This window comes from Streptomyces sp. NPDC053665 (genome assembly GCF_055585285.1).
This window is the reverse complement of record NZ_JBVJKK010000002.1, coordinates 400,432-426,425: the sequence shown is the minus strand read 5'-3', so window position 1 is coordinate 426,425 and position 25,994 is coordinate 400,432. Positions and strand designations below refer to the sequence as shown.

Here is a 25,994-nt window from a genome sequence, read left to right as displayed (position 1 = left end):
GCCGGGCGATACCGAGGGACACACGACCGGGCAAGATCGCCCGGGAGTTTCAGCCGGGGTACGGGCCGGCGGTGCGGCCTGGTGACAGGCGCACCGAACCCAGTGCCCTCGCCCGCACCCGCGCCAGATGCCCCCCGAACACCTCCCGCGCCTCCGGCGTCAGCGTCCGCAGTGCCAGCAGTGCCGTCACGACGACGTCGCACAGCTCCGCCTGCACGTCCTCCCACGTGTGCGTGACGCCCTTGCGGGGGTTCTGGCCCGTCACCCCGATCACCGCCTGCGCGACCTCGCCGACCTCCTCGGAGAGTTTCAGGATGCGCAGGAGGAGGCCCTCGCGGCCCTCGACCGGGCGGTTGGTGTCGAACCACTCCGACAAGGTGTCGATCGTGTCCCACAGGTCGGGCGCGGGCGGCGTGTGATCCGTCATGGGCGGCAGCCTGCCACGAGGGTCTGACAACCCCCGGGGGCCCGCTACTCCAGGTACTCCTCCTCGAAGAGCGGGTCCTGCTCGCCCTCCTTCGCCTTCCTCAGGCGCCTCGCCCGCGCGCCGATCACCAGCACCGTGCCCGCCGCCGTCGCCGCGAAGGCCGCCGGGATCATCCAGCCGCGGTTCACCGCGTGGCCGAGGACGTGGTCCAGGGAGAGGCGGCCCGGGCCGGTGACGGCCAGGCCCGCCGCCGTGAGGGCCAGCGTCGCCGCGTACTCGTAGCCGCCCTCCTGGTTGAAGAAGCCGTTCGGGGTGTGGACCGCCGCCGCGCCCGCCATCGCGCCGGCCGCCGCCGCCCCGGCCGCGGGGGTCGCCAGGCCCAGCGCCAGCAGCGTGCCGCCGCCCGTCTCGGCCAGGCCCGCCGCCGTCGCGCTCGCCTTGCCGGGGACGTAGCCGACGGACTCCATGAACTGGCCGGTCCCCTCGATGCCGTGGCCGCCGAACCAGCCGAACAGCTTCTGCGCGCCGTGGGCCGCCAGGACACCGCCCGTCCCCAGTCGCAGGAGCAGCAGTCCCAGATCACGTCGGTCGTAGCGCGTCACGTCGTCTCCCGGAGCGGGCAGCAGGAACAGGAAGGGCCTCGTGGGGAGGCGCTCCTCCACCGTGGCACCTGCGGATGCAGCGGACATCCGGCGGCGGCGCCGGGAGCGCCGTTCGGGTGGTACGGGTGGCGAGGCCCGGCCCGCGGGACCACGCTGCTCGTATGACGATCCAGACCACGCGGCTCAGCGACCCGGCCGTCCGGGCCTTCGTGGCGGCCGTGAACAACCACGACCGCGACGCCTTCACGGCACTCCTCGCGCCCGGCGCCACCATGGCCGACGACGGCACGGACCGGGACCTCACCGAGTGGGTCGACCGGGAGATCTTCTCCTCGCGCGGCCACATGGAGGTCGACAACGAGTCCAACGGCGGCCGTTCGCTCATCGCCCGCTACAGCAACGACACCTGGGGCGAGATGCGTACCCGCTGGAGCTTCACCGTGGACGACGACGGCCGCATCTCCCGCTTCGAGACCGGCCAGGCCTGACGTCCCCTCCCGCAAGGCCTGCGCCCCTCAGGCCTTGGGCGGCAGTCGTTCCACGCGTACCGGTGCGTACTCCGCGATCCCACGCGGGGTCCACCCCCACCCGGTGCCGTGGAACGACTGCCGCCTCCCCCCTGGATGTGGCCCATGGAAGCCCTCTGCTCCAAGTGTGAAGCTTTGGTGTAGGAGAGTTGAGCATAAGCGCCCGACCGGCCGCAATAGTTCGGACGTTCATATTCCGGATGTGCACGTTGACGCGTGGACTTCCCGCGTCCGTCCTCAGCCGCGTCCGACGAACGGCATCGTCGTCGCCAGCACCGTCGCGAACTGCACGTTCGCCCCCAGCGGCAGTTCCGCCATGTGCCGCACCGTGCGCGCCACGTCCGCCACGTCCATCACCGGTTCCGGGGCTACTTCCCCGTTTGCCTGGAGCACTCCCGCCTGCATGCCTGCCGTCATGTCGGTCGCCGCGTTGCCGATGTCGATCTGCCCGACCGCGATCCCGTACGGACGGCCGTCCAGGGAGAGGGACTTCGTCAGGCCCGTCAGGGCGTGCTTGGTCGCCGTGTAGGCCACCGAGTGCGGACGCGGGGTGTGCGCGGAGATCGAGCCGTTGTTGATGATCCGGCCGCCCTGCGGGTCCTGCTCCTTCATCCGCCGGAACGCCGCCTGCGCGCACAGGAACGCCCCGTTGAGGTTGGTGTCCACCACGTGCCGCCACGCGTCGTAGGGGAGTTCCTCGACGGGCACGCCGCCGGGCCCGAACGTGCCGGCGTTGTTGAACAGCAGGTCCACCCGGCCGAACCGCCCGGCCGTGGCGTCGAACAGGGCGGTGACGTCCTCGGGGCGTGAGACGTCCGTCCGCACCGTCAGTGCCGCTCCCTCGGGCACCAGGGCCGCCGTCTCCTCCAGCGTCTCCGCGCGCCGGCCCGCCAGTGCCACCGACCAGCCGGCGCGCAGCAGTTCCACCGCGACCGCCCGGCCGATGCCCGAGCCCGCACCCGTCACCACCGCGACTGCATTTTCCTTGGCGTTCATGGGCCCGCAGCGTACGGCAGGGCCCGTCACCCGGAACTTCCCTGCCCGCCATGTGGGTGCCGTGTACGCGTCAACCAGGAGTCGTCCCCGGCCACTGCAATGCCCCTTGCAGCCATTCGCCAGGGGAGGACCGGATGACACCCGCAGCACACCCGTCGCACCACGCCCCCGAACTCCGCGCCGCCGCCCGCCACATCAACCGCCGCCGCTTCCTCACCACCACCGGCGCCGCCGCCGCGCTGGCCTTCGCGACCGGCCTGCCCGCGCCCGGAGTCGCGGCCGCCGCCGAACTCGACGCCGTACGCATCACCGACAACCCCTTCACGCTGGGCGTCGCCTCCGGCGACCCGCAGCCCGGCTCCGTGATCCTGTGGACCCGCCTCGCGCCCGTCCCCTTCCAGGCCGACAGCGGCCTGCCCGCCGAACGCGTCACCGTGCACTGGGAACTGGCCCACGACGAGCGCTTCCGCCGCATCGCCCGGCGCGGCACCGCCACCGCCCACCCCGAGTTCCACCACACCGTCCACGTCGAGGTGGACCACCTCCCACCCGGCCGGGTCTACCACTACCGCTTCCGCACGGGCCGCTGGGTCAGCCCGGCCGGCCGCACCCGCACCGCCCCCGCCCCCGGCAGCCGCGTCCCGTCCCTCACCCTCGCCGCCGTCTCCTGCCAGGCCTACCACGACGGCTACTACACCCCGTACGCCCATCTCGCCGCCGACGACGTCGACCTCGTCCTCCACCTCGGCGACTACCTCTACGAGTACGCCGTCGACGCGGCCGGCGGGCAGCGCAAGTACACCGACCGCACCCTGCCCGGCCTGTTCGCCCGCGAGACGCTGACGCTGGAGGACTACCGGCTGCGCTACGCCCTCTACAAGTCCGACCCGGACCTGAGCGCCGCCCACGCCGCCCACCCCTTCGTCGTCACCTGGGACGACCACGAGACCGAGAACAACTACGCCGACGACACCCCCGAGAACGGCGTCCCGCCGGAGGAGTTCCTGCTGCGCCGCGCCGCCGCCTACCGCGCCTACTGGGAGAACCAGCCGCTGCGCCGCCCCCAGCGCCCGGCCGGACCCGACATGCGGCTGTACCGCCGCCTGACCTGGGGCCGGCTCGCCCAGTTCGACGTCCTCGACACCCGCCAGTACCGCTCCGACCAGGCCTACGGCGACACCGCGCACGTCCCCGGCCCCGAGTCCGACGATCCGGCGCGCACCATGACCGGCGCCACGCAGGAACGGTGGCTGCTCGACGGCTGGCGCTCCTCACGGGCGCTGTGGAACGTCGTACCGCAGCAAGTCCTGTTCTCCCGGCGGAACATGGACCTCACCCGCCCCGCCCGGGTGTCGATGGACGCCTGGGACGGCTACAGCGCCTCGCGCCGCCGCGTGCTCGACGGGGCGAAGGCCGCCGGAGTCGAGAACCTGATGGTGCTCAGCGGCGACGTGCACTCCGCCTACGCCTTCGACATCAAGGACGACTTCGACGACCCGGCCTCCGCCACCCTCGGCACCGAGATCGTGACGACGTCGGTCTCCAGCGGCCGGGACGGCGCCGACAGACCCGCCACCTGGGAGACCTACACGTCCGCCAACCCGCACCTGAAGTTCTTCAACGGACGGCGCGGCTACGCCACGGTCACCCTCGGACAGCGCTCCGCGCGCGCCGACTTCAAGACCGTGCCGTACGTGACCAGGCAGGGGGCGCCGGTCACGACGGCCGCGTCGTTCGTCACGGAGGTGGGGGAGCAGGGGCTCAAGCCGGCGTGAGGTCCGGTGCCGCGTCCCCCGCCGGGGTCTCGCCGGGGTAGCGGACGCCGACGCGGTCGCGGATCGTGTCGAGCGTCCGCATCACCGCGAGCGTGCCGTCGAGCGGGACCAGCGGGGACTCCGTCTCGCCTGCGCGCAGGGCCCGCATGACCTCCAGCGCCTCGTGGCGCATGGAGTTGCGCGGGCCGTCCAGCGGGTCGGCCGTGAACTCCTCGGCGTCCCGGCCGTCCCGGTGCAGCACGAACCGCTCCGGGAAGAAGAACCCGTGCGGGAGGTCGATGCGGCCCCGGGAGCCGGTGATCGAGGCGGCGTTGGGCGTACCCCCCACGATGGAGCAGTGCACCGAGGCCAGGGCGCCGCTCTCCCACGAGAGCACCGCCGCCGTCTGGAGGTCGACGCCCTCCTCCGAGAGCACCGCGCGCGCCGCGACGTCCGACGGCTCACCGAGCAGCAACTGCGCGAACGACACCGGGTACACGCCCAGATCGAGCAGCGCGCCCCCGCCCAGCTCCGGGCTGCGCAGCCGGTGCGAGGGCGGGAAGGGGCCCGCCAGCCCGAAGTCGGCCTGCACACTGCGCACCTCGCCGATCGCACCGTCGTCGACCAGCGCCTTCATCCGCCGCACGAGCGGATTGCAGTACATCCACATCGCCTCCATCAGGAAGCGCCCGTGTTCCCGTGCCAGCGCGACGAGTTCCTCCGCCTCGCGCAGGTTCAGCGTGAACGGCTTCTCGCACAGCACGTGCCGCCCCGCCGCCAGGCACAGACCGGCCGCGGCCCGGTGCGCGGTGTGCGGGGTGGCGACGTAGACGACATCGATGTCCTCGTCCTGGGCGAGGGCGTCCCAGCCGCCGTAGGCCCGGGGTATCCCGAACCGCTCCGCGAACGCCTTCGCCGGTTCCGGCGACCGCGACGCCACCGCCACGACCTCCGCGTCCGGCAGGTCGATCAGATCCGCGGTGAACGCCGCCGCGATCCCCCCGGTCGCCAGGATCCCCCACCGCACCGTGTCCGCCGTCATTCCGCCCCGCCTCCACCTCGTGACCCCGAGCACTGCGTACGAGCTGAGAGCATAGGTGGCGATCGACGTATCGAGGGAGGGACTCATGCCCGAGGGTGGGGCGTCCATATCGAAGACCGCGCAGGAGGCCGCAGCCGGGACGGAGCGGCCCGACCGCACACCGCACCGCCGCACCGGGCTCCTGGTCACCTTCCTCCTCGGGAGCCTGACCGCCGTACCGCCCCTGGCCATGGACATGTACCTCCCGTCCCTGCCCGAGGTCACCCGCTCCCTGCACGCGCCCGCCGCGACCGTCCAGCTCACCCTCACCGCCTGCCTCGCCGGCATGGCGCTCGGGCAGCTCGTCGTCGGGCCGATGAGCGACCGGTGGGGGCGCCGCCGGCCGCTGCTCGCCGGGCTCGCCGTCTTCGTCGTCGCCACCGTCCTGTGCGCGTTCGCCCCCACCGTCGAGACCCTGGTCGCCTTCCGGCTCGCCCAGGGCCTCGCGGGCGCCGCCGCGATCGTCATCGCCCGCGCCGTCGTCCGCGACCTCTACGACGGCATGGCCATGGCCCGCTTCTTCTCCACCCTCATGCTCATCTCCGGAGTGGCCCCGATCGTGGCCCCGCTGATCGGCGGTCAGGTCCTGCGCGTCACCGACTGGCGGGGCGTGTTCGTCGTCCTCACCGTCATCGGCGTGCTGATCGGGGTCCTCGTCTGGACGCGGCTGCCGGAGACCCTGGAGCCCGCGCGGCGGCACAGCGGCGGCGTCGGCGAGGCCCTGCACGCGATGCGCGGCCTGCTCGCCGACCGCGCCTTCACCGGCTACATGCTCACCGGCGGCTTCGCCTTCGCCGCCCTCTTCGCCTACATCTCCGCGTCCCCCTTCGTCGTCCAGGAGATCTACGGCGCCTCCCCGCAGACCTTCAGCCTGCTGTTCGGCGTCAACTCGGTCGGACTGGTCATCGTCGGCCAGATCAACGGCAAGGTCCTGGTCGGCCGGGTCAGCCTGGACCGGGTGCTGGGCATCGGCCTCACGATCGTCATCACCGCGGCCGGCGCGCTGCTGCTGATGTCCCTGGGCGTGTTCGGGGAGGTCGGCCTCGGGCCCGTCGCCGTCGCGCTGTTCGTGCTGATGTCCGCCATGGGCATCACCATGCCCAACACCCAGGCGCTCGCCCTGATGCGCACCAAGCACGCCGCCGGCTCGGCGTCCGCCCTGCTCGGCACGACCTCGTTCCTCGTCGGCGCGGTCGCCTCGCCGCTCGTCGGCGTCGCCGGCGAGGACACCGCCGTCCCGATGGCCGTCGTCCAACTGGCCTCCGCCCTGGTGGCACTGGCCTGCTTCATGGGAGTGTGCCGACCCTGGAGGACGGGAGGCCGGCGCCCGAGCGCGGCGGCAGCGGCACCGGCGGAAGGGGCGGAGAGCTGAGCGCACCGAGACTGCGCGACGGCACGCCGGAACGCGCCGGACTCGACCCCGCGGAGCTGCGTCACCTCGTCCGGGAGATCAACGTCCTCACCACGGGGCGGCGTCCCTGGGCACCGGGCGCGGTCCTGGTCGTCGGACGCGGCGCCGTGATCGCCGTCGAGGAGGCGGCGGGCTGGGCCGTCCGCTACGCGGCCTACGACCCGGACACCGACGCCGGTGTGGAACTGCCGCCCGGGGAGCGGGTCCCCATGACCGTCGGCACGCCCTTCGACCTGGCTTCCCTGACCAAGCTCTTCACCTCCGTCGCCGCCGTGCAGCAGATCGAGCGCGGCACGCTGGGCATCGACGCGAAGGCCGGGGCGTACCTGCCCGACTTCACCGCGGCGGCCCGGCACGGCATCACCGTCCGGCAGCTGCTCACCCACACGTCCGGGCTGCGGCCCGAACTCCCGCTGTACGACTGCGCCGACGACGGGCAGCGGCTCGCCCTGCTCCGGGCCGAGGCACCGGTCGGCGCGCCCGGCACCTACTGCTACTCCGACCTGAACATGCTGCTCCTCCAGCACCTCCTGGAACGCCTCACCGGCCGCACGCTGGACGTCCTCGTCCGCGACGGCATCACCCGGCCGCTGGGCATGACGGCGACGGGCTTCGGGCCGTGCCCGGGCGCGGCGGCGACGGAGGACCAGCGGCGCCCCTGGGCCAAGGCGGACCGGGGCATGGTGCGGGGGGAGGTGCACGACGAGAACGCCTGGGCGCTCGGGGGAGTGGCGGGCCACGCCGGCCTGTTCTCCACGGGCCGGGACCTGGCGGTGTTCTGCCGCACCCTGCTCGCCGGGGGTTCCTACGGCCCCGCCCGCATCCTCGGCCCCGACTTCGTCGACCTCCTCTTCACCCCGCCGGGGCTGGGTTTCTCGCTCGACCAGCCGTGGTTCATGGGCGACCTGGCCGGGCGCGGGGCGGCCGGGCACACGGGCTTCACGGGCACGTCCCTCGTTCTGGACCGGGCGACGGACACGTTCCTGATCCTGCTCACCAACGCGGTCCACCCCCGCAGGCGCCGCCCCGACAGCGCGCCCAGGGCGGCGGCGGGATCGAGGGTGGCCCGGGCGGTACGGTGACCCACCACCTGCCGGGGGGTGGCCCGGGCGGTACGGTGATCCGCCGACCGTCCGACCGTCCCCGCCGGGCGCCGGTCGACGCGCAGCGCACGGCGGTGGCCGTCGAGGACGGTCCCGACGTGCTGGACCCGCTCCCCGCGCGGAGCCCGCGCTCGCCGTCCTCGGCCCCCGGTCCGCCTCGTAGAATCGCCGGGTGAACGCCCCCGCACTTCCGGCCGAGAATCTCCGCGCCGCCCTTGCCGGCCTGCTCGACGGTCTTCCGCCCCGGCAGGCCGCGCAGGCCGTCGAGCGGCTGATCGCCAACTACCGCGGGGCCACCCCGACCGACGCCCCCATCCTCCGCGACCGGGCCGACGTCGCCGCCTACGCCGCCTACCGCATGCCCGCCACCTTCGAAGCGGTGCGCTCCGCGCTGGAGGCGTTCGCGCAGGCCGTGCCCTCCTGGGCGCCGGGCGGGCACACCGACGTCGGCGGCGGGACCGGGGCCGCCGCCTGGGCGGTGAGCGCGACCTGGGACGGGCAGCGGCCCGTCACCGTCCTCGACTGGGCCGAGCCCGCCCTCGCCCTCGGGCGGGAGATCGCGGAGGCCGACCCCGCGCTGCGGGACGCACGCTGGCAGCGCTCCCGCATCGGCGCGGCGCTCACCCTCGAGAGCACCGACCTCGTCACGGTCTCCTACGTCCTGAACGAGCTGACGCCCGCCGACCGCACCGCCCTCGTCGACGCCGCAGCGGCCGCCGCCCAGGCCGTCGTGATCGTCGAACCCGGCACCCCGGACGGATACGCCCGTGTCATCGAGGCCCGGGACCGCCTGATCGCCGCCGGGTTCCACATCGCCGCGCCCTGCCCGCACAGCGCCGCCTGCCCCATCGCCCCCGGCACGGACTGGTGCCACTTCTCCGCCCGGGTCAGCCGTTCCTCCCTGCACCGCCAGGTCAAGGGCGGTTCGCTCGCGTACGAGGACGAGAAGTTCAGCTACGTCGCCGCGAGCCGGTTCCCCGTCGAGGCCGCGCCCTCCCGCATCGTCCGGCGCCCCCAGATCCGCAAGGGCCAGGTCCTGCTCGACCTGTGCGAGAAGGAACCGTCCCTGCGCCGCACCACCGTCACCAAGCGGCACGGCGACCTCTACAAGGCCGCCCGCGACGCCGACTGGGGCGACCCCTGGCCCGATGCCGATGCCGGTCCCGGCCCGACCCCCGGCCCCTCCGTCTGACGGAACCCGGCCCCGCAGCCCGGGGCGACCCCCGCGCCCACCCGCGCCCTGCGCGCATGAGCGGGGTCCTCCCGGGAGTCCGTTCGGCGGTGTCCGCCGGTCGCCGGCCGCGACCGCCTCAGTACATCCGCCGCACGGCCCGGGAGGATCCCGCGCAGGAGGGGGCCGCCTCCCCCGGACGGGGGAGGCTCAGGGCGACGGCCGTGCCGTACCGTCCGCCTCCTCCCGTCGTCCCTCCCGGTCTCCGCGCTCTCCGCGCTGCTCCCGCTGCTCCCGCTGCTCCTCGAGCCGGCGCAGCAGCTCGCGCTTGCGGGCCTGGGGATCGAGTCCGCCGCCGACCCGGCCCGCCCTGCCCGCGCCCCGCAGGGCCTCGCGGCCGAGGTTCCTGCGCGCACCGCCGACCCCCAGCATGTTTCCGGCTCCGCCTCGGGCCATGTCGGACTCCTCTCTCCCGCTTCAGTGAACGAGACGTATCGTCTCGCCCTCGGACGTGCTCCACTGTCGGCGAGACGGACCGTCTTGTCAACTGATAAGTTCGGGCCATGGCCGCCCAGAACTCGCCCCAGCCCGCCGCCGGCAAGCCCGCCCCCGACTCCACCCGCCGCAGCGAGCGGTCCCGCCGCGCCATCTACGACGCCGCCCTGGCGCTCGTTGTCGAGGCCGGCTACCCGAAGACCACCATCGAGGGCATCGCCGCCCGGGCCGGGGTCGGCAAGCAGACGATCTACCGGTGGTGGCCGTCCAAGGCGGACGTGCTGATGGAGGCCTTCCTCGACCTCGCCGAGCGGTCCACCGAGGAGGCCGGGGCCGCACCCCACACCTTCCCCGACACCGGTGACGTCGCCGCCGACCTCAAGGCGGTCCTGCGCGCCACCGTCGACGAACTGCGCGACCCCCGCTTCGAGGCACCCTCGCGGGCGCTCGCCGCGGAAGGCGTCGTCAACGAGCAGCTCGGGCGGGAGCTGGTGGCCAAGCTTCTGCAGCCCTCACTCGACCTCTACATCGGCCGGCTGCGTGCCGCGCAGGACGCCGGGCAGATCCGCGACGACGTCGACCCGCGCATCGCCCTGGAGTTCTTCGTCTCCCCGCTCGCCCAGCGCTGGCTCCAGCACACCGGCCCGATCTCCCACGCGTACACCGACACGCTCGTCGACTACGCCCTCCACGGCCTCGCGCCCCGCTGAGAGGCCCGCTGGACGCCCGCTGGACGCCCCACCGGGCGGTCCGTCACGTGCCCCGCCGGACGTCCCGCCGCACGTCCCGCCGGGCGGCCCGGGCCAGGCGCCCCGGGGCGTCCGTGATGACCCCGTCGCAGCCCAGCCGGAGCACCCGGTCGCGCTGCGCGTCCGTCACCACCGTGTGCGCCCACACCCGCGGGATGCCCGACCGCACGGCCCGCACCAGGTCCGCGTCGCGCGCCCGGTGGTCGACGTCGAGCAGGTCCACGAAGGACCGCCACCGCTCGGGCCGGTCGGTGCGCAACTGCTCCGCCGAGCGCCACAGCTGTGTCAGCAGGCCGAGCCGGTGCACCCGCAGCGCGACCGCGGGGTCGTTGGAGTTCACGAACACCGAACGGGTCAGGCCGCGGGCCTTGATGAGGCCGGCCAGCCGGTCCAGGCTGCGCGGGTCCTTCGCCTCCAGCATCAGCACGATCCGCCCGCCGAAACGATCCAGCACCTCGGCGACCGTCGGCGGCCGCTCCGGGCGCCAGCTCCCCGGCAGCCGGTCCCTCGGGCGCAGCCGTACGCCCTGCCACTCACGGGCGTCGAGGCCGCGCACCTCGCCGCCGAGGGCGGTGGTGCGGTTCAGCGTCTCGTCGTGGAACACCACCGGTGTGCCGTCGCGCAGCATCCGGGTGTCGAAGTCCAGCACCTGCGCCGTCCCCCGGGCGTAGGCGGCCATCAGGCCCGTCATGCTGTTCTCCGGCACCTCCCGGGCGCCGCCGCGATGGGCGACGTAGGTGATCCGGGGCAGGGCCGCGGCCGTGAGGTGGCCCGTGCCCCACTCCAGCGGGACCGGGGCGGCGCCGGCGGGTCCCGTCAGGGTCAGCGAGACCACGGATGCCGCGGAGGCCAGACCCGTCAGCGCGATCCAAGTGACCATGGCGTTACGGTAGGGCGCCATGTCATGGCAAAGCGGGCAATGACACCAGATCATATGAGGAGTGCCGATCATCCCGGCGGCATATGCCTCGCCCCACCGGTACCCGTCTCGGCCGTCCTGCCCCGGATGTGGGCTCTGGGCCCCCGGTGCGCGCAAAGATGGGACGATGAGGCATGCTGTTCGGCACGACGGCGAGGCGAGGAGATAGATGAGCGCGGAGTTCGGCGGCCGGAGCGGCCTGCAGGGCAGACTCACCCAGTGGCTGCGCGCCGGGCGCCGGCCGAAGGAGGCCGCCGGGGACGGCGGCCGTGAGGACCTGCTGCTCGCCGCCGCCGACGCGGGACTGCCCCTGGCGCCCGCCGCGCATCCGGCCGGATACCGCTGCTCCTGCGACCGCGTCGGCTGCCCCACCCCGGCCCGTCACCCGGTGTCCTTCGCCTGGCAGACGCAGTCCACCACCGACCGCGGCCAGATCGAGCGCTGGGCCCGCCACCAGCCGCAGGCCAACTTCATCACCGCGACCGGCATGGTGCACGACGTCCTGGACGTGCCCCTCGAGGCCGGCCGTGACGCGCTGGAGCGGCTGCTCGCCGAGGGCGTCGAGGTCGGGCCGGTCGCCGAGAGCGACGACGGGCGCATGCTGTTCTTCACCCTCACCCGCGGTACGCCCGAGGACGAGGACGAGTGGTGGCCCTGCGAACTGGACTGCCACCCCGAGACGATGGACGAGCACCCCGGGCTGCGCTGGCACTGCCGCGGCTCCTACGTGCTCGTCCCGCCGGCGCGGCTGCCCGGCGACGAGCAGGCCGTGCGGTGGGTGCGCGGCCCGGAGCACGCGCTGCCCGACCCGCTGAGCCTGCTGGAGGTGCTCACCGAGGTGTGCACCCGCTACGCCGGCCAGGAGAGCGACCCCGCCGGTGCGGCCTGGCCCCTGCGGCACTGAGGCGCCCGGCCCCGCCGCACGCCGGTGCGCCGTGCCGCGGGTGACGTCTAGGAGCCCTGGGCCGCCGTCAGGCCCTGGATCCGCCCGAGGACCGTCACCTTGCCCGGGCCCTTGGGGTCCAGCGCGACCTCGTTGGAGACGAACTCCATCGTCAGGGTCTGCTTGATCTCGCCCTTGGTCAGCGCCTGCACGGCCTTGTTGGGCGTCGGCACCGACGTGCCCGCGTGCGCCGTCTGCTTCTCGTAGTGCCGCGTGGCGAAGAACACCAGCGCACCGCCGTCCTCCGTGCGCAGCCCCAGCGGCGTGTAGTCGCCGCCGGCGAGCGGCTCGTCGATGTACTGCGTGACCATGCCCGGCCGCTTGCCGTTCTTCTCCCGCAGGGCCCGCCACCGGCTGGTGTGCGGCCCGTCGGTGAAGCTCTTCCCGCCGCTCTTGAGGTACGCGGCGTACGTCCGGCTCAGCTCGCCGGGCGCCGTCGCCAGGTCCTTCGCCCGCACCGGCACGGACTCGGCCCAGCCGTCCGCGTCCTGCGCGAACCGCGGGACGGCGGCCGGGGCGACGAGCGTCAGGTACGCCACCTGGAAGGGGTCGTCGAGGCTGCTGCGGGTGAACACCAGCAGCCAGCGGGCGGATCCGCCCTTGTTGCCGGCGGCGTCGGCGAGGAACCAGCGGGGCCAGCCGGCCTTCTTCGGGATCGTGAACTTCGCGTCCGTCAGCTTCAGCGGCGTGTGGTTCGGGTTGCCGTCCGGGTTGTTCACCTTGCCGGCCTTCAGCCGGGCCGCGTCGATGTCGGCGAGGGCTCCCGTGGTGCGGTCGGCGTCCAGGGAGGCGTCGTAGGCCTCGTCGGCCTCGTTGTACGCGGCGGTGAACTCCCGCAGCGCCTCGGCCGCTTGGGCCCGGGTGGTGGACGGGAGGACCTCCCGTTCGCCGTGCACGACGACGCATCCGCTCGCCGTCAGCGACAAAGCGGTCAGCGAGGCTGCTATGAGGGCGCTCCGGGCGGGCCGGCGGAGCGTTCGAGGGTCGCGATCCCTGCTCATCGGGTTCCTTCACCTTCCCCTTTCCGGAGGCGAACCCTACCGGGTGCCTCCGGCGGCCGGACCGGGGTGGGTCCGGCCCGTGCGCGCCCGCTGCGGAGCGGGTGCACGGGCCGGACCCGGCGGCGTCAGACCCGTTCGCCCACCGGCTCCTCGGCGGTCCTGGCCGGCGCCAGGAACAGGGCCAGGGTCGGGATCAGGTACAGCAGCCAGGCGGTGACCTGGAGGGTGGTGGGATCGGGCTGGAAGTTGAAGACGCCCTTCAGCAGGGTGCCGTACCAGCTGTCCGGCGGGATCGTGCCGGAGATGTCGAAGGCCTTGTCGGTGAGGCCGGGCAGGAAGTCGGCCTCCTGCAGGTCGTGGAAGCCGTAGGCCAGGACGCCCGCCGCGACGACGACCAGCATGCCGCCGGTGTACGTGAAGAACTTCGCCAGGTTGATGCGCAGGGCGCCCCGGTAGAACAGCCAGCCCAGCAGGACCGCCGTCAGCAGGCCGAGGGCGACGCCCAGCAGCGGCTTGGGGGTGCCGTCGCTCGCGGCGTGCACCGAGGCCCAGACGAACAGGGCCGTCTCCAGGCCCTCCCGGCCGACCGCGAGGAACGCGGTGGCGACCAGCGCGCCGGTGCCCATCGCCAGGGCCGCGTCCAGCCGGCCGTGCAGCTCCGACTTCAGGTGCCGGGCGGTGCGCCGCATCCAGAACACCATCCACGTCACCAGGCCCACGGCGAGGATCGACAGGGAGCCGCCGAGCGCCTCCTGCGCCTGGAACGTCAGCTCCTGGGAGCCGAATTCGAGGGCGCAGCCGAAGCCGAGCGCGAGCGCCACGGCGACGCCGATGCCCGCCCAGATCGGCTTCAGGGCGTCCCTGCGGCCGGTCTTGACCAGGTACGCGATGAGGATGCAGACGACGAGGCTCGCCTCCAGACCCTCGCGCAGGCCGATCAGGTAGTTGGAGAACATGCCTACGCCTCCTCGGAGAACAGCGCCCGGCCCCACCAGTCGTCCCGGTCGCGGACGCCCGGCGGGACGGCGAACAGCGCCGAACCCACGTGCTGGATGTATTCGTTGAGCGCGTCCGCGGCCAGGTTGCGCTGGATCGGGATGAAGCCCTTGCGCACGTCGCGCTGGTAGGCCAGGAAGAACAGGCCCGCGTCCAGGCGGCCCAGTCCGTCGGTGCCGTCGGTGAAGGAGTAGCCGCGGCGCAGGATCGTCGCCCCGTGGTTGGCGTCGGGGTGCGCGAGCCGCACGTGCGCGTCGGGCTTCATCGCCTTCAGGAACGGCTCGTCGCGCTCCTTCGCCTTGCCGACCGGCGCGCCCTCGCCCTTGTCACGGCCGAAGATGTCCTCCTGCTCCTGCAACGAGGTGCGGTCCCAGGTCTCGATGTGCATGCGGATGCGGCGGGCGACGAGGTAGCTGCCGCCCGCCATCCAGGCCGGGCCGTCCTTCTCGCCGACCCAGACGTGCTCGCGCAGGCGGTCCGTCTCGGTGCCCGCGATGTTGCGCGTGCCGTCCTTGAAGCCGAAGAGGTTGCGCGGGGTCTGCCCCTCGGGCGTCGTCGAGGACGTCTTGCCGAAGCCGAGCTGCGACCAGCGGATGACGACCTTGCCGAAGCCGATGCGGGCCAGGTTGCGGATGGCGTGGACCGCCACCTGCGGGTCGTCGGAGCAGGCCTGGATGCACAGGTCGCCGCCGCTGCGGGCCCGGTCGAGGTTGTCGCCCGGGAACTTGGGCAGGTCGACCAGGGCCTCGGGCCGCCGGTCCGCCAGGTCGAACCTGTCGAACAGGGAGGGACCGAAGCCGATCGTCAGGGTGAGGCGGGACGCGTGCAGGCCGAGCGCCTCGCCCGTGTCGTCCGGGGGTGCCTCGGGCAGGCCGCCGTAGGCGCCCTCGCCGACCGGGTGCCCGGCGGTCATGCGGCGGGCCGCCTCCGTCCAGTCCTTGAGGAGCTGGACGAAGGACGCCCGGTCGTCCGTCGTCACGTCGAACGCGGCGAAGTGCAGGCGGTCCTGGACCGGGGTGGCGATGCCCGCCTGGTGGGGGCCGTGGAAGGCGACCGCCGTGCCGGCCTGCGGCCTCGGTTCCTCGTCCGTGCGGGCCATCGCCACGGCGCCGCCCGCCGCGGCGGCGCCGAGCGCCAGGCCCGCGCCGCCCCAGCCGAGCAGGGAACGGCGGCTGGGGGAGGGCGCGTTGCTGTCCGTCATGGCGGTTCCCGCTACTTCACGACTGCCGCGGCGAGCTTCGACAGCGGCTCCGCCAGGGCGTTGACCGCGTCCGACAGCTCCTTGCGGTCGGCCTTGCCGACCTTGTCGTAGGAGGTGAACGCGTAGGAGCCGCTGTCGGGGCGGTACTTGTCGAGCAGGGCGTTCAGGGCCGCGAACTGCTTGTCCAGCTCGGTGGCCAGGGCCGGGTCGTTCTCCTTGGCGACCGGCTCGAGCAGGTCGTAGGACTTCTGCGCGCCCTCGACGTTGGCCTTGAAGTCGACCAGGTCGGTGTGCGAGTAACGCTCCTCCTCGCCGGTGACCTTGCCGGTGGCGACCTCGTCGAGGAGTTCCTTGGCGCCGTTGGCCATGGAGGTCGGGGTGATCTCGGCCTTGCCGACCCGGTTCTGCCAGTCCTTCAGGTCCTTGATCAGCAGCCCGGCGAGGTCCTTCTCGCGGGCGCCGATCTTCCCGTCCTCCCACAGCGCCTTTTCCAGGCGGTGCCAGCCGGTCCAGTCGGTGGCCGGGTCCTGGCCGTCCTCCAGTCCGTCCTCGCGGACGTCGACCTTGGGGTCGATGTCGCCGAAGGACTCCGCGACGGGCTCAGTGCGCTCCCAGCCGATGCGGGAGGGGGCGTAGGCCTTCTTCGCGGCGTCGAGGTCACCGTCCTGGACGGCCTCGGCGAAGGCCTCCGCCTTCGGCAGCGTCTCGTCGGCCTGCTGCTGCACGTAGGACCGGTACGCCGCCACGGCCCGGTCCAGGCGCGGGTCGCGCTTGACGGCCTTGCCGCCGGTGGCCTTCACGGACTGGCGGATGCCGTCGCCCTTCATGCCGGGCTTGCAGGCGATCTGGTAGTCGCCGGCCTTCACCTCGGCGGTGACGCGCTGCTTGGTGCCGGGGCCTATGTTCTCCCGCTCGGTGACCACGCGGTCGTCGGGGAAGAGGACGTAGACCTCGGTGACCTTGGAGCCCTTGTTCTCGACGGCCAGCTCGACGTGCCCGGCCGGGAACTCCTTCTTCGACACCTCGCACTTGTCGTCGGTCGCGGTCACGTTGATCACGCGGTCGCCGCCCTTGGCGTCGCTCTTCTCGGTGCAGCCGGTGACGGCGGTCAGAGCCGCCACCGCGACGGCGGTGAGGGCGAGGGAAGGTCTCGCGGGTCGCATGAGGGCTCCAGTGCGTGGCCGAAACATGAGTGCGGTGAGCCTCGGCTTGGGAAGGTGAGGCTCACCTAACGCATAAGAATCGCGTAAGTGTCATCAAATCCACCTCATGAATCGGTCAAGGAGCGGTCAAGACTGCGGCGCCGGGTTGCGCGAACGCTCGTTCTTCCCGTCCTCCGCCCCCGCCCGCCCGGGTGATCGACCGGTGCTTGAATGCCCCCCGTGACTGACTACGACGTGCTCCGCGTGTTCTGCGGGCCGAACGGCGGATACGGCAACGAGCTCGCGGTCGTGCGCGAGGGCTCCGTCCTGCCGGAGCGGGAGGACCGGCAGGCGTTCGCCGCGAAGGCCGGGTTCAGCGAGACGGTGTTCGTCGACGACCCCGAGCGCGGGGTGATCGACATCTACACCCCCACCGTGCGCCTGCCCTTCGCCGGGCACCCCTGCGTCGGTGCTGCCTGGCTGCTGGACGTGCCGGAACTGGTCACCCCGGCGGGGGTCGTCGGGGCGCGGCAGGACGGGGAGTTCTGCTGGATCGAGGCCCGGGCGGACTGGGTCCCGCCGCGCACCCTGCGCCAGTACGGCAGCGCAGCGGAGGTCGACGAGCTGGACGTGCCACCGCCCGGGGTGGGGGCACCGCCCACGCCGTTCGGGCTGTGGGGGAGGGTGTACGCCTGGGCCTGGGAGGACGAACCCGCCGGGCGGATCCGGGCCCGGGCCTTCCCCGGCCGGGGCGACGGCATCGACGAGGACGAGGCGACCGGGGCGGCGGCCCTGCTGCTCACGGACCTGCTGGGCCGGGCCCTCAACATCACCCAGGGGGCCGGGTCCCAGATCCTCACCGCGCCCCAGCCGGGCGGCTGGACCGAGGTCGGCGGCCGGGTGCGTCTGGAACGCTGACCCGGTCGGCGCGCGCCCGTACGGGTGGAACAGCGTGTGTGAGCCGCGGTGAGCGGGGACCACTGGGCGTGACCGAGCACCACCGCGAGAGGAATCCCATGCGCATTCGTTCCGCTCTGGCCGTCATCGCCCTGACCGCCGCCGTGACCGCCACGGGTGCGGCGACCGCCGCGGCCGACGACGAGGGCCACGAGTACCGCGACCACGTGGCGTGCAGCCCGTACTTCGGTGAGCTCGAGGCCGAGACCGCCGAGATCGAGTGGGGCGGCGCCGTCTGCCACAACGGCCCGTTCGACATCTGAGTCGGCCGAGCTTCGAACGGACCGGGGCCCCTCGCCGCGCGCGAGGGGCCCCGGTCCGTTCCCGCACGCGTCACGCCGAGAGCGGGAACTCCTCGCCCAGGGCGCGGAAGACCCCGTGATTCAGCTCGTACGCCCGGCTGCACTCGGCCACGACCCGCTGGCGCTCCAGCTCGTCCGCGGGGACCGCGTCCAGCAGCTCCCAGTAGCCCCGCTTGAAGGCGGCCGGGTTGGGGACCTGCTCGAACACGTAGAAGCGGACCCCGTCACCCTTGCTCGCGAAGCCCCACGTCTTCTCGGCCGTGGCGCGGATGATCTGCCCGCCGGAGAGGTCGCCGAGGTAGCGGATGTAGTGGTGGGCGACGTACCCGGCCGGCCAGGTGCGCGCGCACTCGGCGATCCGCCCGGCGTAGGCGCGCGTCGCCGGCAGCGCTTCGGCCGACGCGCGCCAGCCGGGGCCGCGCAGATGCTCCAGGTCCCGCTCCAGCGCCGCCCCGCGGAACAGCTCCGGGCGGACGAAGGGGCCGGCCACCGGGTCCCCGGCCAGCCGCCCGGCGGCGGACTCCAGGGCGTCGTACACGAACCACAGCTGCTCTGTGTAGCGGGCGAACGCCTCGACCCCCAGCCTGCCTCCGAGCAGGTCGCTCAGGAAGGCCGAGCCCCTGACCTGCTCGTGCTGCTCGCGGGACGCGGTCCGGACGACGGTCGAGAAGGATTCCATGGGCCCACTCTCTGCGGTCGGGTCACCCCGAGTCAACGGCTTGCCGACGTGCTGTCGGTAAACTTCCCGACACGGCGTCGGGAAAAACCGCCGCGCGCACGCCGACGGCCCGCCCTCCGGGGAGAGCGGGCCGTCGCCGGGTCCGTGGGCGTGCTACGGCAGCGTGAGGATCTCCGCGCCGGTGTCCGTGACGACCAGCGTGTGCTCGAACTGCGCCGTGCGCTTGCGGTCCTTGGTGACGACGGTCCAGCCGTCGTCCCACATGTCGTACTCGTGCGTCCCGAGGGTCAGCATCGGCTCGATCGTGAACGTCATCCCGGGCTGGATGACCGTGGTCGCGTGCGGGCTGTCGTAGTGCGGGACGATCAGGCCCGAGTGGAACGACGAGTTGATGCCGTGGCCGGTGAAGTCCCGCACCACCCCGTACCCGAAGCGCTTGGCGTACGACTCGATGACGCGGCCGATGATGTTGATCTGCCGGCCGGGCCTGACCGCCTTGATCGCCCGCTCCAGCGACTCCCGGGTCCGCTCGACCAGCAGCCGCGACTCCTCGTCGACGTCACCCACGAGGTAGGTGGCGTTGTTGTCGCCGTGCACCCCGCCGATGTACGCCGTGACGTCCAGGTTGACGATGTCGCCGTCGCGCAGCACGGTCGAGTCCGGGATGCCGTGGCAGATGACCTCGTTCACGCTCGTGCACAGCGACTTGGGGAAGCCGCGGTAGCCGAGCGTCGAGGGGTAGGCGCCGTGGTCGCACATGTACTCGTGCGCCACCTTGTCGAGCTCGTCGGTCGTCACGCCGGGGGCGATGAGCTTCGCGGCCTCCGCCATCGCCCGGGCCGCGATCCGGCCGGCGACGCGCATCGCCTCGATCGTCTCGGGCGTCTGCACCTCCGGTCCGGTGTACGGCTTCGGCGCGGGCTTGCCCACGTACTCGGGGCGGCGGATGTTTCCGGGCACGGAACGGGTGGGGGAGAGCTCCCCGGGGACGAGCAGCGACTGGCCAGACATGCCAGCGAGTCTAACCAGCGGCGACGGGGGAACATGTCGGTGGCGAGAGGAGCTGGTCATGGCCCTGTTCAAGAAGCGGACGGTCGGCAAGCCGGGCGAGTGGTACTACTGCCTGGAGCACAAGAAGGTCGAAGAGGGGCCCGAGTGCCCCAACAAGGACCGCTTCGGCCCGTACACGAGCCGTACGGAGGCCGAGCACGCGATGGCGACCGCCCGGGAGCGCAATCTCCAGTGGGAGAACGACCCGAAGTGGCACGACGCCCCGGCGGGCGGCCGAGAGGACGGCTGACCCACCCCGACACGACGCCCGGTCCCCGGCCCCTGCCGCCCCGGGCGTCGGTCATGCCGGAGCGGTGCGCCCCGGGGGTGCCCCCCGCTGGGCGCCGACCGGGGGCGCGGGGTGCGGCGTGTCACCAGCGGGCCGGGGGCGGTGCCGTCAGGTGTTCCGCCAGTCTCGACACCCGGTCCCGCAGCCGGCGCCGGCCGCGTGGAGCCGGCAGGGCGTTCTCGCCCGCCGCCGCGCTGACCAGGTGCTGCACGGTGTCGAGGTCCAGCTCCGCCCCGTCGGGGACCGCCAGGACCTCGTGGGACATCGACGGCAGCTCGTCCCCGCCCTGGCCGAGGGCCAGGATCGTCGCCCCGGCGCGGCGGGCGTCGAAGACGCGTTCCAGCAGCGCGGCCGCCGGGGCCCCCGGGGTCACCACCAGCAGGGTCTCGCCGCGCCGGGCCGCCTCCAGCCGGCCGAGACCGACCGCGAGGTGCGCCGGGTCCGAGGGGCGGGCGTCGTGCCGCACCAGCGTCGGGGCCAGCTCCGGCGTGCCCGACCAGGCGGCCTCGTCCACGAGGTGCGCCGCCAGGTGCCAGGGCTCGTACTCCGGCGTGCCGACCAGCAGCAGTCCGCCGCCGTGCGACACCACCGACCCCCGCAGGGCCCCGGCGAACCGCCGGGTGGCGCCCAGCCACTCCGTCCCGGCGAGCACTTCCCGCAGCAGCGCGACCCGTACGGCATCCATGACCCCGATCCTGCCCCGGCTGCCCCGGGACCCGGACGCGCTTGCCCGCGGATTCGCCCGGCCCGGGCACGCGCCCCGGACATCCGTTCCACGGCCGAACGGGCGGGGGAGCGGCCGGGAGACGCGTCGTCCCCCGGCCCGGCCGGCCGGGCGCCGGGCACCGGCACCTGGAACGGTCGGGTCGGCGGCGCGGCCGTAGAGTCGGGGCCATGACCTCTACCGACAGTGCCGCCACCGGAACCGCGCAGAAGGCGCCCGCCAAGGACCCCTGGGACCTGCCCGACGTCTCCGGGCTCGTCGTCGGCGTGCTCGGCGGGACCGGCCCCCAGGGCAAGGGCCTCGCCAACCGGCTCGCCCGGGCCGGGCAGAAGGTGATCATCGGCTCCCGTGCCGCCGACCGCGCGCAGGCCGCCGCCGAGGAGATCGGCCACGGCGTCGAGGGCGCGGACAACGCCGAGACCGCGCGCCGCAGCGACATCGTGATCGTCGCCGTGCCGTGGGAGGGCCACGGCAAGACCCTGGAGTCGCTGCGCGAGGAACTCGCCGGCAAGCTCGTCGTCGACTGCGTCAACCCGCTCGGCTTCGACAAGAAGGGCGCCTACGCCCTCAAGCCGGAGGAGGGCAGCGCCGCCGAGCAGGCCGCCGCCCTGCTGCCGGACTCCCGCGTCACGGCCGCCTTCCACCACCTGTCGGCCGTCCTGCTCCAGGACCCGGAGATCGAGCGGATCGACACCGACGTCATGGTGCTCGGGGAGGAGCGGGCGGACGTGGAGATCGTGCAGGCCCTGGCCGGCCGCATCCCCGGCATGCGCGGCGTCTTCGCCGGGCGGCTGCGCAACGCCCACCAGGTGGAGTCCCTGGTCGCGAACCTGATCTCGGTCAACCGCCGCTACAAGGCACACGCCGGGCTCCGCGTCACGGACGTATGACCGCATGGGGGACACTGGAAGGCGCCCGCAGTGCCCGCAGTGTCCCCCGACAGGAGCCACCCGACATGCCCCGCCTCGCCCTCTACGCCCTCATCGTCTGCCTTCTGTCCGTGACCGCGGCCGTCGTCTCCTTCGTCCAGGGCAGCTGGCTGGGCATCGTGTGGGTGCTGCTGGCGGGCCTGTCGTCCAACATGTGCTGGTACTACGTCAAGCGCGGCCGGCAGCAGAAGTCCGTCGCCGGCTGAGACCGGCACCCTCAGGGCGCCACCGAGCAGAACTCGTTCGAGCCCTGCCAGAAGCGGTACAGCTCCTGCCCGCAGTACGTCTCGACGTCGCTGATCCCGAGGGACTTCAGGATCGCGTCGACCGCGTCGAAGAAGACGCCGTTCACCGCGGGCAGCCACAGCAGCGCGAACACGAACAGCAGGCCGAACGGCGCGAACGGCTCCACCTGCCGCCGGACGCCGTACGACAGCCACGGCTCGATCACGCCGTAGCCGTCCAGGCCCGGCACCGGCAGGAAGTTCAGCAGCGCGGCCGTCACCTGGAGCAGCGCGAGGAACGCCAGCGCGAACCGGAAGTCGGCCGGCACGCCGTCCAGCGCGCCCAGCCAGAACGGGGCGGTGCACACGACGGCGAACAGCACGTTGGTCAGCGGGCCCGCCGCCGAGATCAGACTGTGCCTCCAGCGGCCCCGGATCCGGTTCCGCTCGATGAACACGGCACCGCCGGGCAGACCGATGCCGCCCATGATCACGAAGATCACCGGCAGCACGATGCTGAGCAGCGCGTGCGTGTACTTCAGCGGATTCAGGGTCAGATAGCCCTTCGCGCCGATCGAGATGTCGCCGCTGTGCAGGGCGGTGCGGGCGTGCGCGTACTCGTGCAGGCACAGCGAGACGATCCACGCCGCCGTCACGAACAGGAACACGGCGACCCCGGGCTGCTCCGCGAACCCGGTCCAGGTCGCCCATCCCGTGACCGCCGTCACGGCCAGGATCCCGACGAAGACGGGACTGATCCGCCGCTCGCTGTGGCGGCTGGTGGCGGTGGTCATCGGACTCCCTGCTCTCGAACACCCGGTGGGACGGCCCGACGCTACCGGGCGCACACGAAAAACGCCTCGCGCGGGGCGGCCGGTTCCGCAAGGGTGGTGCGGTCCGGCGCCCGGTGACCGCGCCGGGCCGCAAGAACCCGACCGGCACCCCGCATCCGACCGGCACCCCGCATCCGGCCGCGCAACCGCCGCCGCGCCGGGCACCGCCGTGCCCCGCCCCCGCACCACCGGAGACAATGGACCCCGTGCGCTACCGCATCCTCGGCACCACCCAGGCGCTCCGCACCGACGGCTCGGCCGTCCCGGTGGGCGGGGCGCGGTTGCGTGCGCTGCTGACCGTGCTGGCCCTCCGCGCCGGGCGGACCGTGTCCGTGGGCCTGCTCGTCGACGAGGTGTGGGGCGCCGAGCCACCCGCCGACGCCCCGGGCGCGCTGCAGGCGCTCGTCGGCCGGCTGCGGCGGGCCCTGGGCGCCGACGCCGTGGCCTCCGCCGAGGGCGGCTACCGCCTCACCGCCGCGCCGGACGACATCGACCTGCACCGCTTCGAACGGCTCGCGGGCGAGGGGCTGCGCGCCCTGGCCGACGGCGACCCGGGCAAGGCCGCCGCCGTCCTCGACGACGCCCTCGCGCTGTGGCGCGACCCGGCCCTCGCCGACCTGCCCGAGCGCACCGCCGAGGCGGCCCGCGTCGAGGCCCGCCGGCTGGACGTGCTGCGGGCCCGCCACACCGCCGCCCTCGCCCTGGGCCGGGCCGAGCAGGCCCTGCCGGAGCTGACCGCCCTGTGCGACGGCCACCCCCTGGACGAGCCGCTCCAGGCACTCCGGCTGCGCGCCCTGCGCGAGGCGGGCCGCACCGCGGAGGCGCTGGACGCCTACGACGAGGTGCGACGGCTGCTCGCCGACCGTCTGGGCACGGACCCGGGACTCGAACTGCGCTCCCTGCACGCGGAGTTGCTGCGGGCCGGCGACGACCCCGGGCCCGTGCCCGCCGCCGTGCGGCCGGGCCGGCCGGCCGGGAACCTCCGCGCCCGCCTCACCTCCTTCATCGGCCGCGAGGCCGACATCGACACCCTCCGCCGGGACCTCAAGGCGGCACGCCTGGTGACGCTGCTCGGCCCCGGTGGCGCCGGGAAGACCCGCCTGTCGCAGGAGGCCGCCGAGACCGTACGGGGCAGCATGCCCGGCGGGGTGTGGCTGGCCGAACTCGCCCCGGTCGACGACCCCGCCGCCGTGCCGGAGGCCGTGCTCACCGCCGTCGGCGCCCGCGAGACCGTGCTGTACGGCGCCGGCGCCGAGGGCATCCGCGCCGCCGTGGCCGAACGGCTCGACGACCCCGTCGAACGTCTCGCCGAGCACTGCTCCCGCCCCGGCATGCTGCTCATCCTGGACAACTGCGAGCACGTCGCCGCCGCGGCCGCCCGGCTCGCCGAGGAACTGCTCCAGCGCTGCCCCGGCCTCACCGTCCTGGCCACCAGCCGCGAACCCCTGGGCGTCGCGGGCGAGTTGCTCCGCCCGGTGGAGCCGCTGCCCGAGCCGGTCGCCCTGCGCCTGTTCGCCGAGCGGGGCGCCGCGGTCCGGCCCGGATTCCGCATCGAGGACGACCCCGCGGCGTGCGCCGAGATCTGCCGGCGGCTGGACGGACTGCCGCTCGCCATCGAACTGGCCGCCGCCCGGCTGCGGATGCTCACCCCCCGCCAGATCGCCGACCGGCTCGACGACCGCTTCCGCCTGCTCACCTCCGGCAGCCGCACGGTTTTGCCCCGCCAGCAGACCCTGCGGGCCGTCGTCGACTGGTCCTGGGAACTCCTCGACGAGGACGAACGCGACATCCTGCGGCGGCTGTCGGTGTTCGCGGGCGGCTGCGACCTGCCCGCCGCCGAGGCGGTGTGCGGACCGGCCGCCCTGGAGGCGCTCGGCTCCCTCGTCGACCGCTCCCTGGTCGTGGCCGCACCGGCCGACGGCGAGATGCGCTACCGGTTGCTGGAGACCGTCGCCGAGTACGCGGCCGAGCGGCTGGACGAGTCCGGGCAGCGCGCCGCGGCCGAGCGGGCCCACCTGACCTGGTTCCGCGAACTGGCGCGCCGCACGGACCCTTTGCTGCGCGGCCCGGAGCAGAGCGGCGCCATCCGGCGCCTGGAGCGCGAGTACGAGAACCTGCGCACCGCCCTGCGGCACGCCGTCGCCCTGCGCGACGAGCAGGAGGCGCTGTGCCTGGCCCTGTCGCTGGTCTGGTACTGGCAGATGCGCGATCTGCGCATCGAGGCCCGGAACTGGTGCCGCGAGGTCATGGCCCTCGGGCCGGACCCGTTCACCGAGCCGGTGCGCCCCGCCGCCCCCGTCTGGCAGCGCTGCACCGACGCCCCGCCGCCCATGACCGGCGAAATCCTGTGGGAGGCCCGGCGCGGCATCCACCTGGCGCACCTGGCGTGCATGGACACCGAACTGGACGCCTGGCAGAACCCGCGCTCCCAGCAGAAGCTGCGGACCATCGCCGCCACCTACGAGCCGGGCCTGCCGCAGAACTGCCGCCTGCCCGGCCTGCTGTGGTTCTTCGCCGTGATGCTGACCGGCGACATGGACCGGCTGCGGATCATCATGGACGCCTCCATCCGCACCTGCCGCGCCACGCCCGGCTTCGACTGGGAGCTGGCCTCCGGGCTGCAGATGCGGGCCAACTTCCTCGCCAACCGCACCGACTGGGCCGGTGACGCCGGGCGCGACGCCGACGAGTCGCTGGAGATCTACCGCCGCCTCGGCGACTCCTGGGGCACCGCCGAGGCCCTGTCCGCCCGCGCCGAGGCCCATGAGCGCAAGGGCCACCACGCCCTGGCCGCCGCCGACTACGAGGCCGCCATCGCCCACGCCGAACGGCTCGGCGCCCGGGCCCAGGCGGCCGTCCTCACCGCCCGGCTCGGCAGTGCGCTGCTGGAGTCCGGCGAGGACGAACGCGGCGAGCGGCTGCTGCGCGAGGTGATCGCCCAGCACGAGGACTCGCACAGCGAGGCCATGCCCGCCGCGCGGCTGTTCCTCGCCGGGCGGCTCGGCATGACCGGCCGCTTCCCCGAGGCCCGCGAGCAACTGCGGCGGCTGCGCGAGGACTTCCGGATCTCCCACTTCATCGTCTTCGACGCGTTCATCCTCGGCGCGGAGGCCTGGCTGGACGCCATGGAGGGCCGCCACGAGGACTGCCTGGACCGCACCCGCAGGGCACTGGAGCGGGCGGGCGACCCCGTGTCCGAGGCCATCGCGCCCCATATGCGGGCGGTGTACCTGACCACCGGAGCCAGGGCCCTGTCCGCCCTCGACGGGGGACGGCGCGCCGCGGACGCGGCCCGCTGCCTCGGCGCCGCCGACGCCCTGCTGCCGCCCGGCCACCTCGCCCAGCGGCAGGAGCGCGAGACCCGCGAGGCGGCGGAACGGCAGGCCCGGGAAGTGCTCGGCGACGCAGCGTACGAGGCCGCGTACGCGCGGGGCGACGGCCTCACGGTCGAGGAGGCCGCCGCCCTGCTCTGACGGCGCCCGGCCGCGC

The 25,994-nt window shown here is 73.7% G+C and carries 27 protein-coding genes; 13 read left to right on the top strand and 14 right to left on the bottom strand.

The window, feature by feature from the left end; translation table 11 throughout:
• Window positions 1–49 precede the first annotated feature (49 nt).
• Together ACZ6ZN_RS09480 and ACZ6ZN_RS09475 are read right to left on the bottom strand one after the other, a co-directional pair.
• Entirely contained in the window at window positions 50–427 is a 378-nt protein-coding gene (locus ACZ6ZN_RS09480) for a MazG-like family protein (protein WP_469644625.1), read from the bottom strand.
• A gap of 44 nt (window positions 428–471) precedes the next feature.
• Window positions 472–1,029 carry a DoxX family membrane protein gene (locus ACZ6ZN_RS09475; protein ID WP_469645641.1) on the bottom strand — a complete coding sequence of 186 codons (558 nt, stop codon included), beginning with the start codon at window positions 1,027–1,029 and terminating at the stop codon, window positions 472–474.
• Window positions 1,030–1,190: 161 nt separating this feature from the next.
• On the opposite strand from ACZ6ZN_RS09475, the gene ACZ6ZN_RS09470 reads away from it, so the two are divergent.
• Window positions 1,191–1,517: a nuclear transport factor 2 family protein gene (locus ACZ6ZN_RS09470; RefSeq protein WP_376323437.1), complete on the top strand. Its 327-nt coding sequence runs from the start codon at window positions 1,191–1,193 to the stop codon at window positions 1,515–1,517.
• 276 nt (window positions 1,518–1,793) lie between these two features.
• On the opposite strand, the gene ACZ6ZN_RS09465 is transcribed toward ACZ6ZN_RS09470, so the two are convergent.
• A complete protein-coding gene (locus ACZ6ZN_RS09465) occupies window positions 1,794–2,552 on the bottom strand; it encodes an SDR family oxidoreductase (RefSeq protein WP_469644623.1) in 759 nt (252 codons plus the stop codon).
• 134 nt (window positions 2,553–2,686) lie between these two features.
• On the opposite strand from ACZ6ZN_RS09465, the gene ACZ6ZN_RS09460 reads away from it, so the two are divergent.
• Window positions 2,687–4,327: an alkaline phosphatase D family protein gene (locus ACZ6ZN_RS09460; protein ID WP_469644620.1), complete on the top strand. Its 1,641-nt coding sequence runs from the start codon at window positions 2,687–2,689 to the stop codon at window positions 4,325–4,327.
• Here the strand turns inward: ACZ6ZN_RS09460 and ACZ6ZN_RS09455 are convergent.
• Entirely contained in the window at window positions 4,314–5,348 is a 1,035-nt protein-coding gene (locus tag ACZ6ZN_RS09455; RefSeq protein WP_469644617.1) for a Gfo/Idh/MocA family protein, read from the bottom strand. The genes ACZ6ZN_RS09460 and ACZ6ZN_RS09455 overlap by 14 nt on opposite strands.
• An 85-nt stretch (window positions 5,349–5,433) precedes the next feature.
• On the opposite strand from ACZ6ZN_RS09455, the gene ACZ6ZN_RS09450 reads away from it, so the two are divergent.
• From ACZ6ZN_RS09450 to ACZ6ZN_RS09440, 3 genes are all read left to right on the top strand, one after another.
• On the top strand, window positions 5,434–6,759 hold the full coding sequence (locus ACZ6ZN_RS09450) for a multidrug effflux MFS transporter (RefSeq protein ID WP_469644614.1): 1,326 nt from the start codon (window positions 5,434–5,436) through the stop codon (window positions 6,757–6,759).
• Entirely contained in the window at window positions 6,693–7,880 is a 1,188-nt protein-coding gene (locus ACZ6ZN_RS09445) for a serine hydrolase domain-containing protein (RefSeq protein ID WP_469645640.1), read from the top strand. The genes ACZ6ZN_RS09450 and ACZ6ZN_RS09445 overlap by 67 nt, the downstream gene beginning before the upstream one ends.
• A 193-nt stretch (window positions 7,881–8,073) precedes the next feature.
• Complete coding sequence (locus ACZ6ZN_RS09440) at window positions 8,074–9,093, top strand: small ribosomal subunit Rsm22 family protein (protein WP_469644611.1); 1,020 nt, start codon at window positions 8,074–8,076, stop codon at window positions 9,091–9,093.
• 189 nt (window positions 9,094–9,282) lie between these two features.
• Here the strand turns inward: ACZ6ZN_RS09440 and ACZ6ZN_RS09435 are convergent, their stop codons facing one another.
• Window positions 9,283–9,528, bottom strand: a complete 246-nt coding sequence (locus tag ACZ6ZN_RS09435; protein WP_469644608.1) for a DUF6243 family protein — start codon at window positions 9,526–9,528, stop codon at window positions 9,283–9,285.
• 107 nt (window positions 9,529–9,635) lie between these two features.
• Between ACZ6ZN_RS09435 and ACZ6ZN_RS09430 the strand changes: the two genes are divergently transcribed.
• Window positions 9,636–10,277, top strand: a complete 642-nt coding sequence (locus ACZ6ZN_RS09430; RefSeq protein WP_451876474.1) for a TetR/AcrR family transcriptional regulator — start codon at window positions 9,636–9,638, stop codon at window positions 10,275–10,277.
• Window positions 10,278–10,320: 43 nt separating this feature from the next.
• Here the strand turns inward: ACZ6ZN_RS09430 and ACZ6ZN_RS09425 are convergent, their stop codons facing one another.
• Window positions 10,321–11,196 carry a glycerophosphodiester phosphodiesterase gene (locus ACZ6ZN_RS09425; protein WP_451876473.1) on the bottom strand — a complete coding sequence of 292 codons (876 nt, stop codon included), beginning with the start codon at window positions 11,194–11,196 and terminating at the stop codon, window positions 10,321–10,323.
• A gap of 208 nt (window positions 11,197–11,404) precedes the next feature.
• On the opposite strand from ACZ6ZN_RS09425, the gene ACZ6ZN_RS09420 reads away from it, so the two are divergent.
• Window positions 11,405–12,139 carry a bifunctional DNA primase/polymerase gene (locus ACZ6ZN_RS09420; RefSeq protein ID WP_451876472.1) on the top strand — a complete coding sequence of 245 codons (735 nt, stop codon included), beginning with the start codon at window positions 11,405–11,407 and terminating at the stop codon, window positions 12,137–12,139.
• A 47-nt stretch (window positions 12,140–12,186) separates the two neighbouring features.
• Here the strand turns inward: ACZ6ZN_RS09420 and ACZ6ZN_RS09415 are convergent, their stop codons facing one another.
• The 4 genes from ACZ6ZN_RS09415 to efeO form a co-directional block, all read right to left on the bottom strand.
• Window positions 12,187–13,179 (bottom strand): SCO2278 family lipoprotein, encoded by a 993-nt coding sequence (locus ACZ6ZN_RS09415; protein WP_469644603.1) that lies wholly within the window; start codon window positions 13,177–13,179, stop codon window positions 12,187–12,189.
• Between the two features lie 125 nt (window positions 13,180–13,304).
• Window positions 13,305–14,135: an iron uptake transporter permease EfeU gene (gene efeU / locus ACZ6ZN_RS09410; RefSeq protein WP_469644600.1), complete on the bottom strand. Its 831-nt coding sequence runs from the start codon at window positions 14,133–14,135 to the stop codon at window positions 13,305–13,307.
• Window positions 14,136–14,137: 2 nt separating this feature from the next.
• Window positions 14,138–15,376 carry an iron uptake transporter deferrochelatase/peroxidase subunit gene (gene efeB / locus ACZ6ZN_RS09405; protein WP_398111295.1) on the bottom strand — a complete coding sequence of 413 codons (1,239 nt, stop codon included), beginning with the start codon at window positions 15,374–15,376 and terminating at the stop codon, window positions 14,138–14,140.
• Window positions 15,377–15,387: 11 nt separating this feature from the next.
• Window positions 15,388–16,539 (bottom strand): iron uptake system protein EfeO, encoded by a 1,152-nt coding sequence (efeO, locus tag ACZ6ZN_RS09400; RefSeq protein WP_469644597.1) that lies wholly within the window; start codon window positions 16,537–16,539, stop codon window positions 15,388–15,390.
• Window positions 16,540–16,758: 219 nt separating this feature from the next.
• Here efeO and ACZ6ZN_RS09395 point away from each other — a divergent pair, with 219 nt between their 5' ends.
• Together ACZ6ZN_RS09395 and ACZ6ZN_RS09390 are read left to right on the top strand one after the other, a co-directional pair.
• Window positions 16,759–17,436 (top strand): PhzF family phenazine biosynthesis protein, encoded by a 678-nt coding sequence (locus ACZ6ZN_RS09395; protein ID WP_469644594.1) that lies wholly within the window; start codon window positions 16,759–16,761, stop codon window positions 17,434–17,436.
• A gap of 98 nt (window positions 17,437–17,534) precedes the next feature.
• Window positions 17,535–17,738 carry a hypothetical protein gene (locus tag ACZ6ZN_RS09390; RefSeq protein WP_369197323.1) on the top strand — a complete coding sequence of 68 codons (204 nt, stop codon included), beginning with the start codon at window positions 17,535–17,537 and terminating at the stop codon, window positions 17,736–17,738.
• A gap of 70 nt (window positions 17,739–17,808) precedes the next feature.
• Here ACZ6ZN_RS09390 and ACZ6ZN_RS09385 read toward each other — a convergent pair whose 3' ends face one another.
• Both ACZ6ZN_RS09385 and map read right to left on the bottom strand, forming a co-directional pair.
• Window positions 17,809–18,456: a biliverdin-producing heme oxygenase gene (locus tag ACZ6ZN_RS09385; protein WP_469644592.1), complete on the bottom strand. Its 648-nt coding sequence runs from the start codon at window positions 18,454–18,456 to the stop codon at window positions 17,809–17,811.
• Between the two features lie 153 nt (window positions 18,457–18,609).
• Window positions 18,610–19,467, bottom strand: coding sequence for a type I methionyl aminopeptidase (map, locus tag ACZ6ZN_RS09380; RefSeq protein WP_398111290.1), 858 nt, complete (start codon window positions 19,465–19,467; stop codon window positions 18,610–18,612).
• Window positions 19,468–19,525: 58 nt separating this feature from the next.
• On the opposite strand from map, the gene ACZ6ZN_RS09375 reads away from it, so the two are divergent.
• Window positions 19,526–19,756 (top strand): hypothetical protein, encoded by a 231-nt coding sequence (locus ACZ6ZN_RS09375; RefSeq protein WP_398111289.1) that lies wholly within the window; start codon window positions 19,526–19,528, stop codon window positions 19,754–19,756.
• A gap of 121 nt (window positions 19,757–19,877) precedes the next feature.
• On the opposite strand, the gene ACZ6ZN_RS09370 is transcribed toward ACZ6ZN_RS09375, so the two are convergent.
• Window positions 19,878–20,480, bottom strand: coding sequence for a hypothetical protein (locus tag ACZ6ZN_RS09370; protein WP_369197327.1), 603 nt, complete (start codon window positions 20,478–20,480; stop codon window positions 19,878–19,880).
• A 209-nt stretch (window positions 20,481–20,689) separates the two neighbouring features.
• Here ACZ6ZN_RS09370 and npdG point away from each other — a divergent pair, with 209 nt between their 5' ends.
• Together npdG and ACZ6ZN_RS09360 are read left to right on the top strand one after the other, a co-directional pair.
• Window positions 20,690–21,409 carry an NADPH-dependent F420 reductase gene (gene npdG, locus ACZ6ZN_RS09365; RefSeq protein WP_398111287.1) on the top strand — a complete coding sequence of 240 codons (720 nt, stop codon included), beginning with the start codon at window positions 20,690–20,692 and terminating at the stop codon, window positions 21,407–21,409.
• A 65-nt stretch (window positions 21,410–21,474) separates the two neighbouring features.
• Complete coding sequence (locus tag ACZ6ZN_RS09360) at window positions 21,475–21,654, top strand: hypothetical protein (RefSeq protein ID WP_469644586.1); 180 nt, start codon at window positions 21,475–21,477, stop codon at window positions 21,652–21,654.
• 11 nt (window positions 21,655–21,665) lie between these two features.
• On the opposite strand, the gene ACZ6ZN_RS09355 is transcribed toward ACZ6ZN_RS09360, so the two are convergent.
• Entirely contained in the window at window positions 21,666–22,466 is an 801-nt protein-coding gene (locus tag ACZ6ZN_RS09355) for a site-2 protease family protein (RefSeq protein WP_451876463.1), read from the bottom strand.
• Between the two features lie 236 nt (window positions 22,467–22,702).
• Here ACZ6ZN_RS09355 and ACZ6ZN_RS09350 point away from each other — a divergent pair, with 236 nt between their 5' ends.
• A complete protein-coding gene (locus tag ACZ6ZN_RS09350; protein ID WP_469644581.1) occupies window positions 22,703–25,978 on the top strand; it encodes an AfsR/SARP family transcriptional regulator in 3,276 nt (1,091 codons plus the stop codon).
• Window positions 25,979–25,994 lie beyond the last annotated feature (16 nt).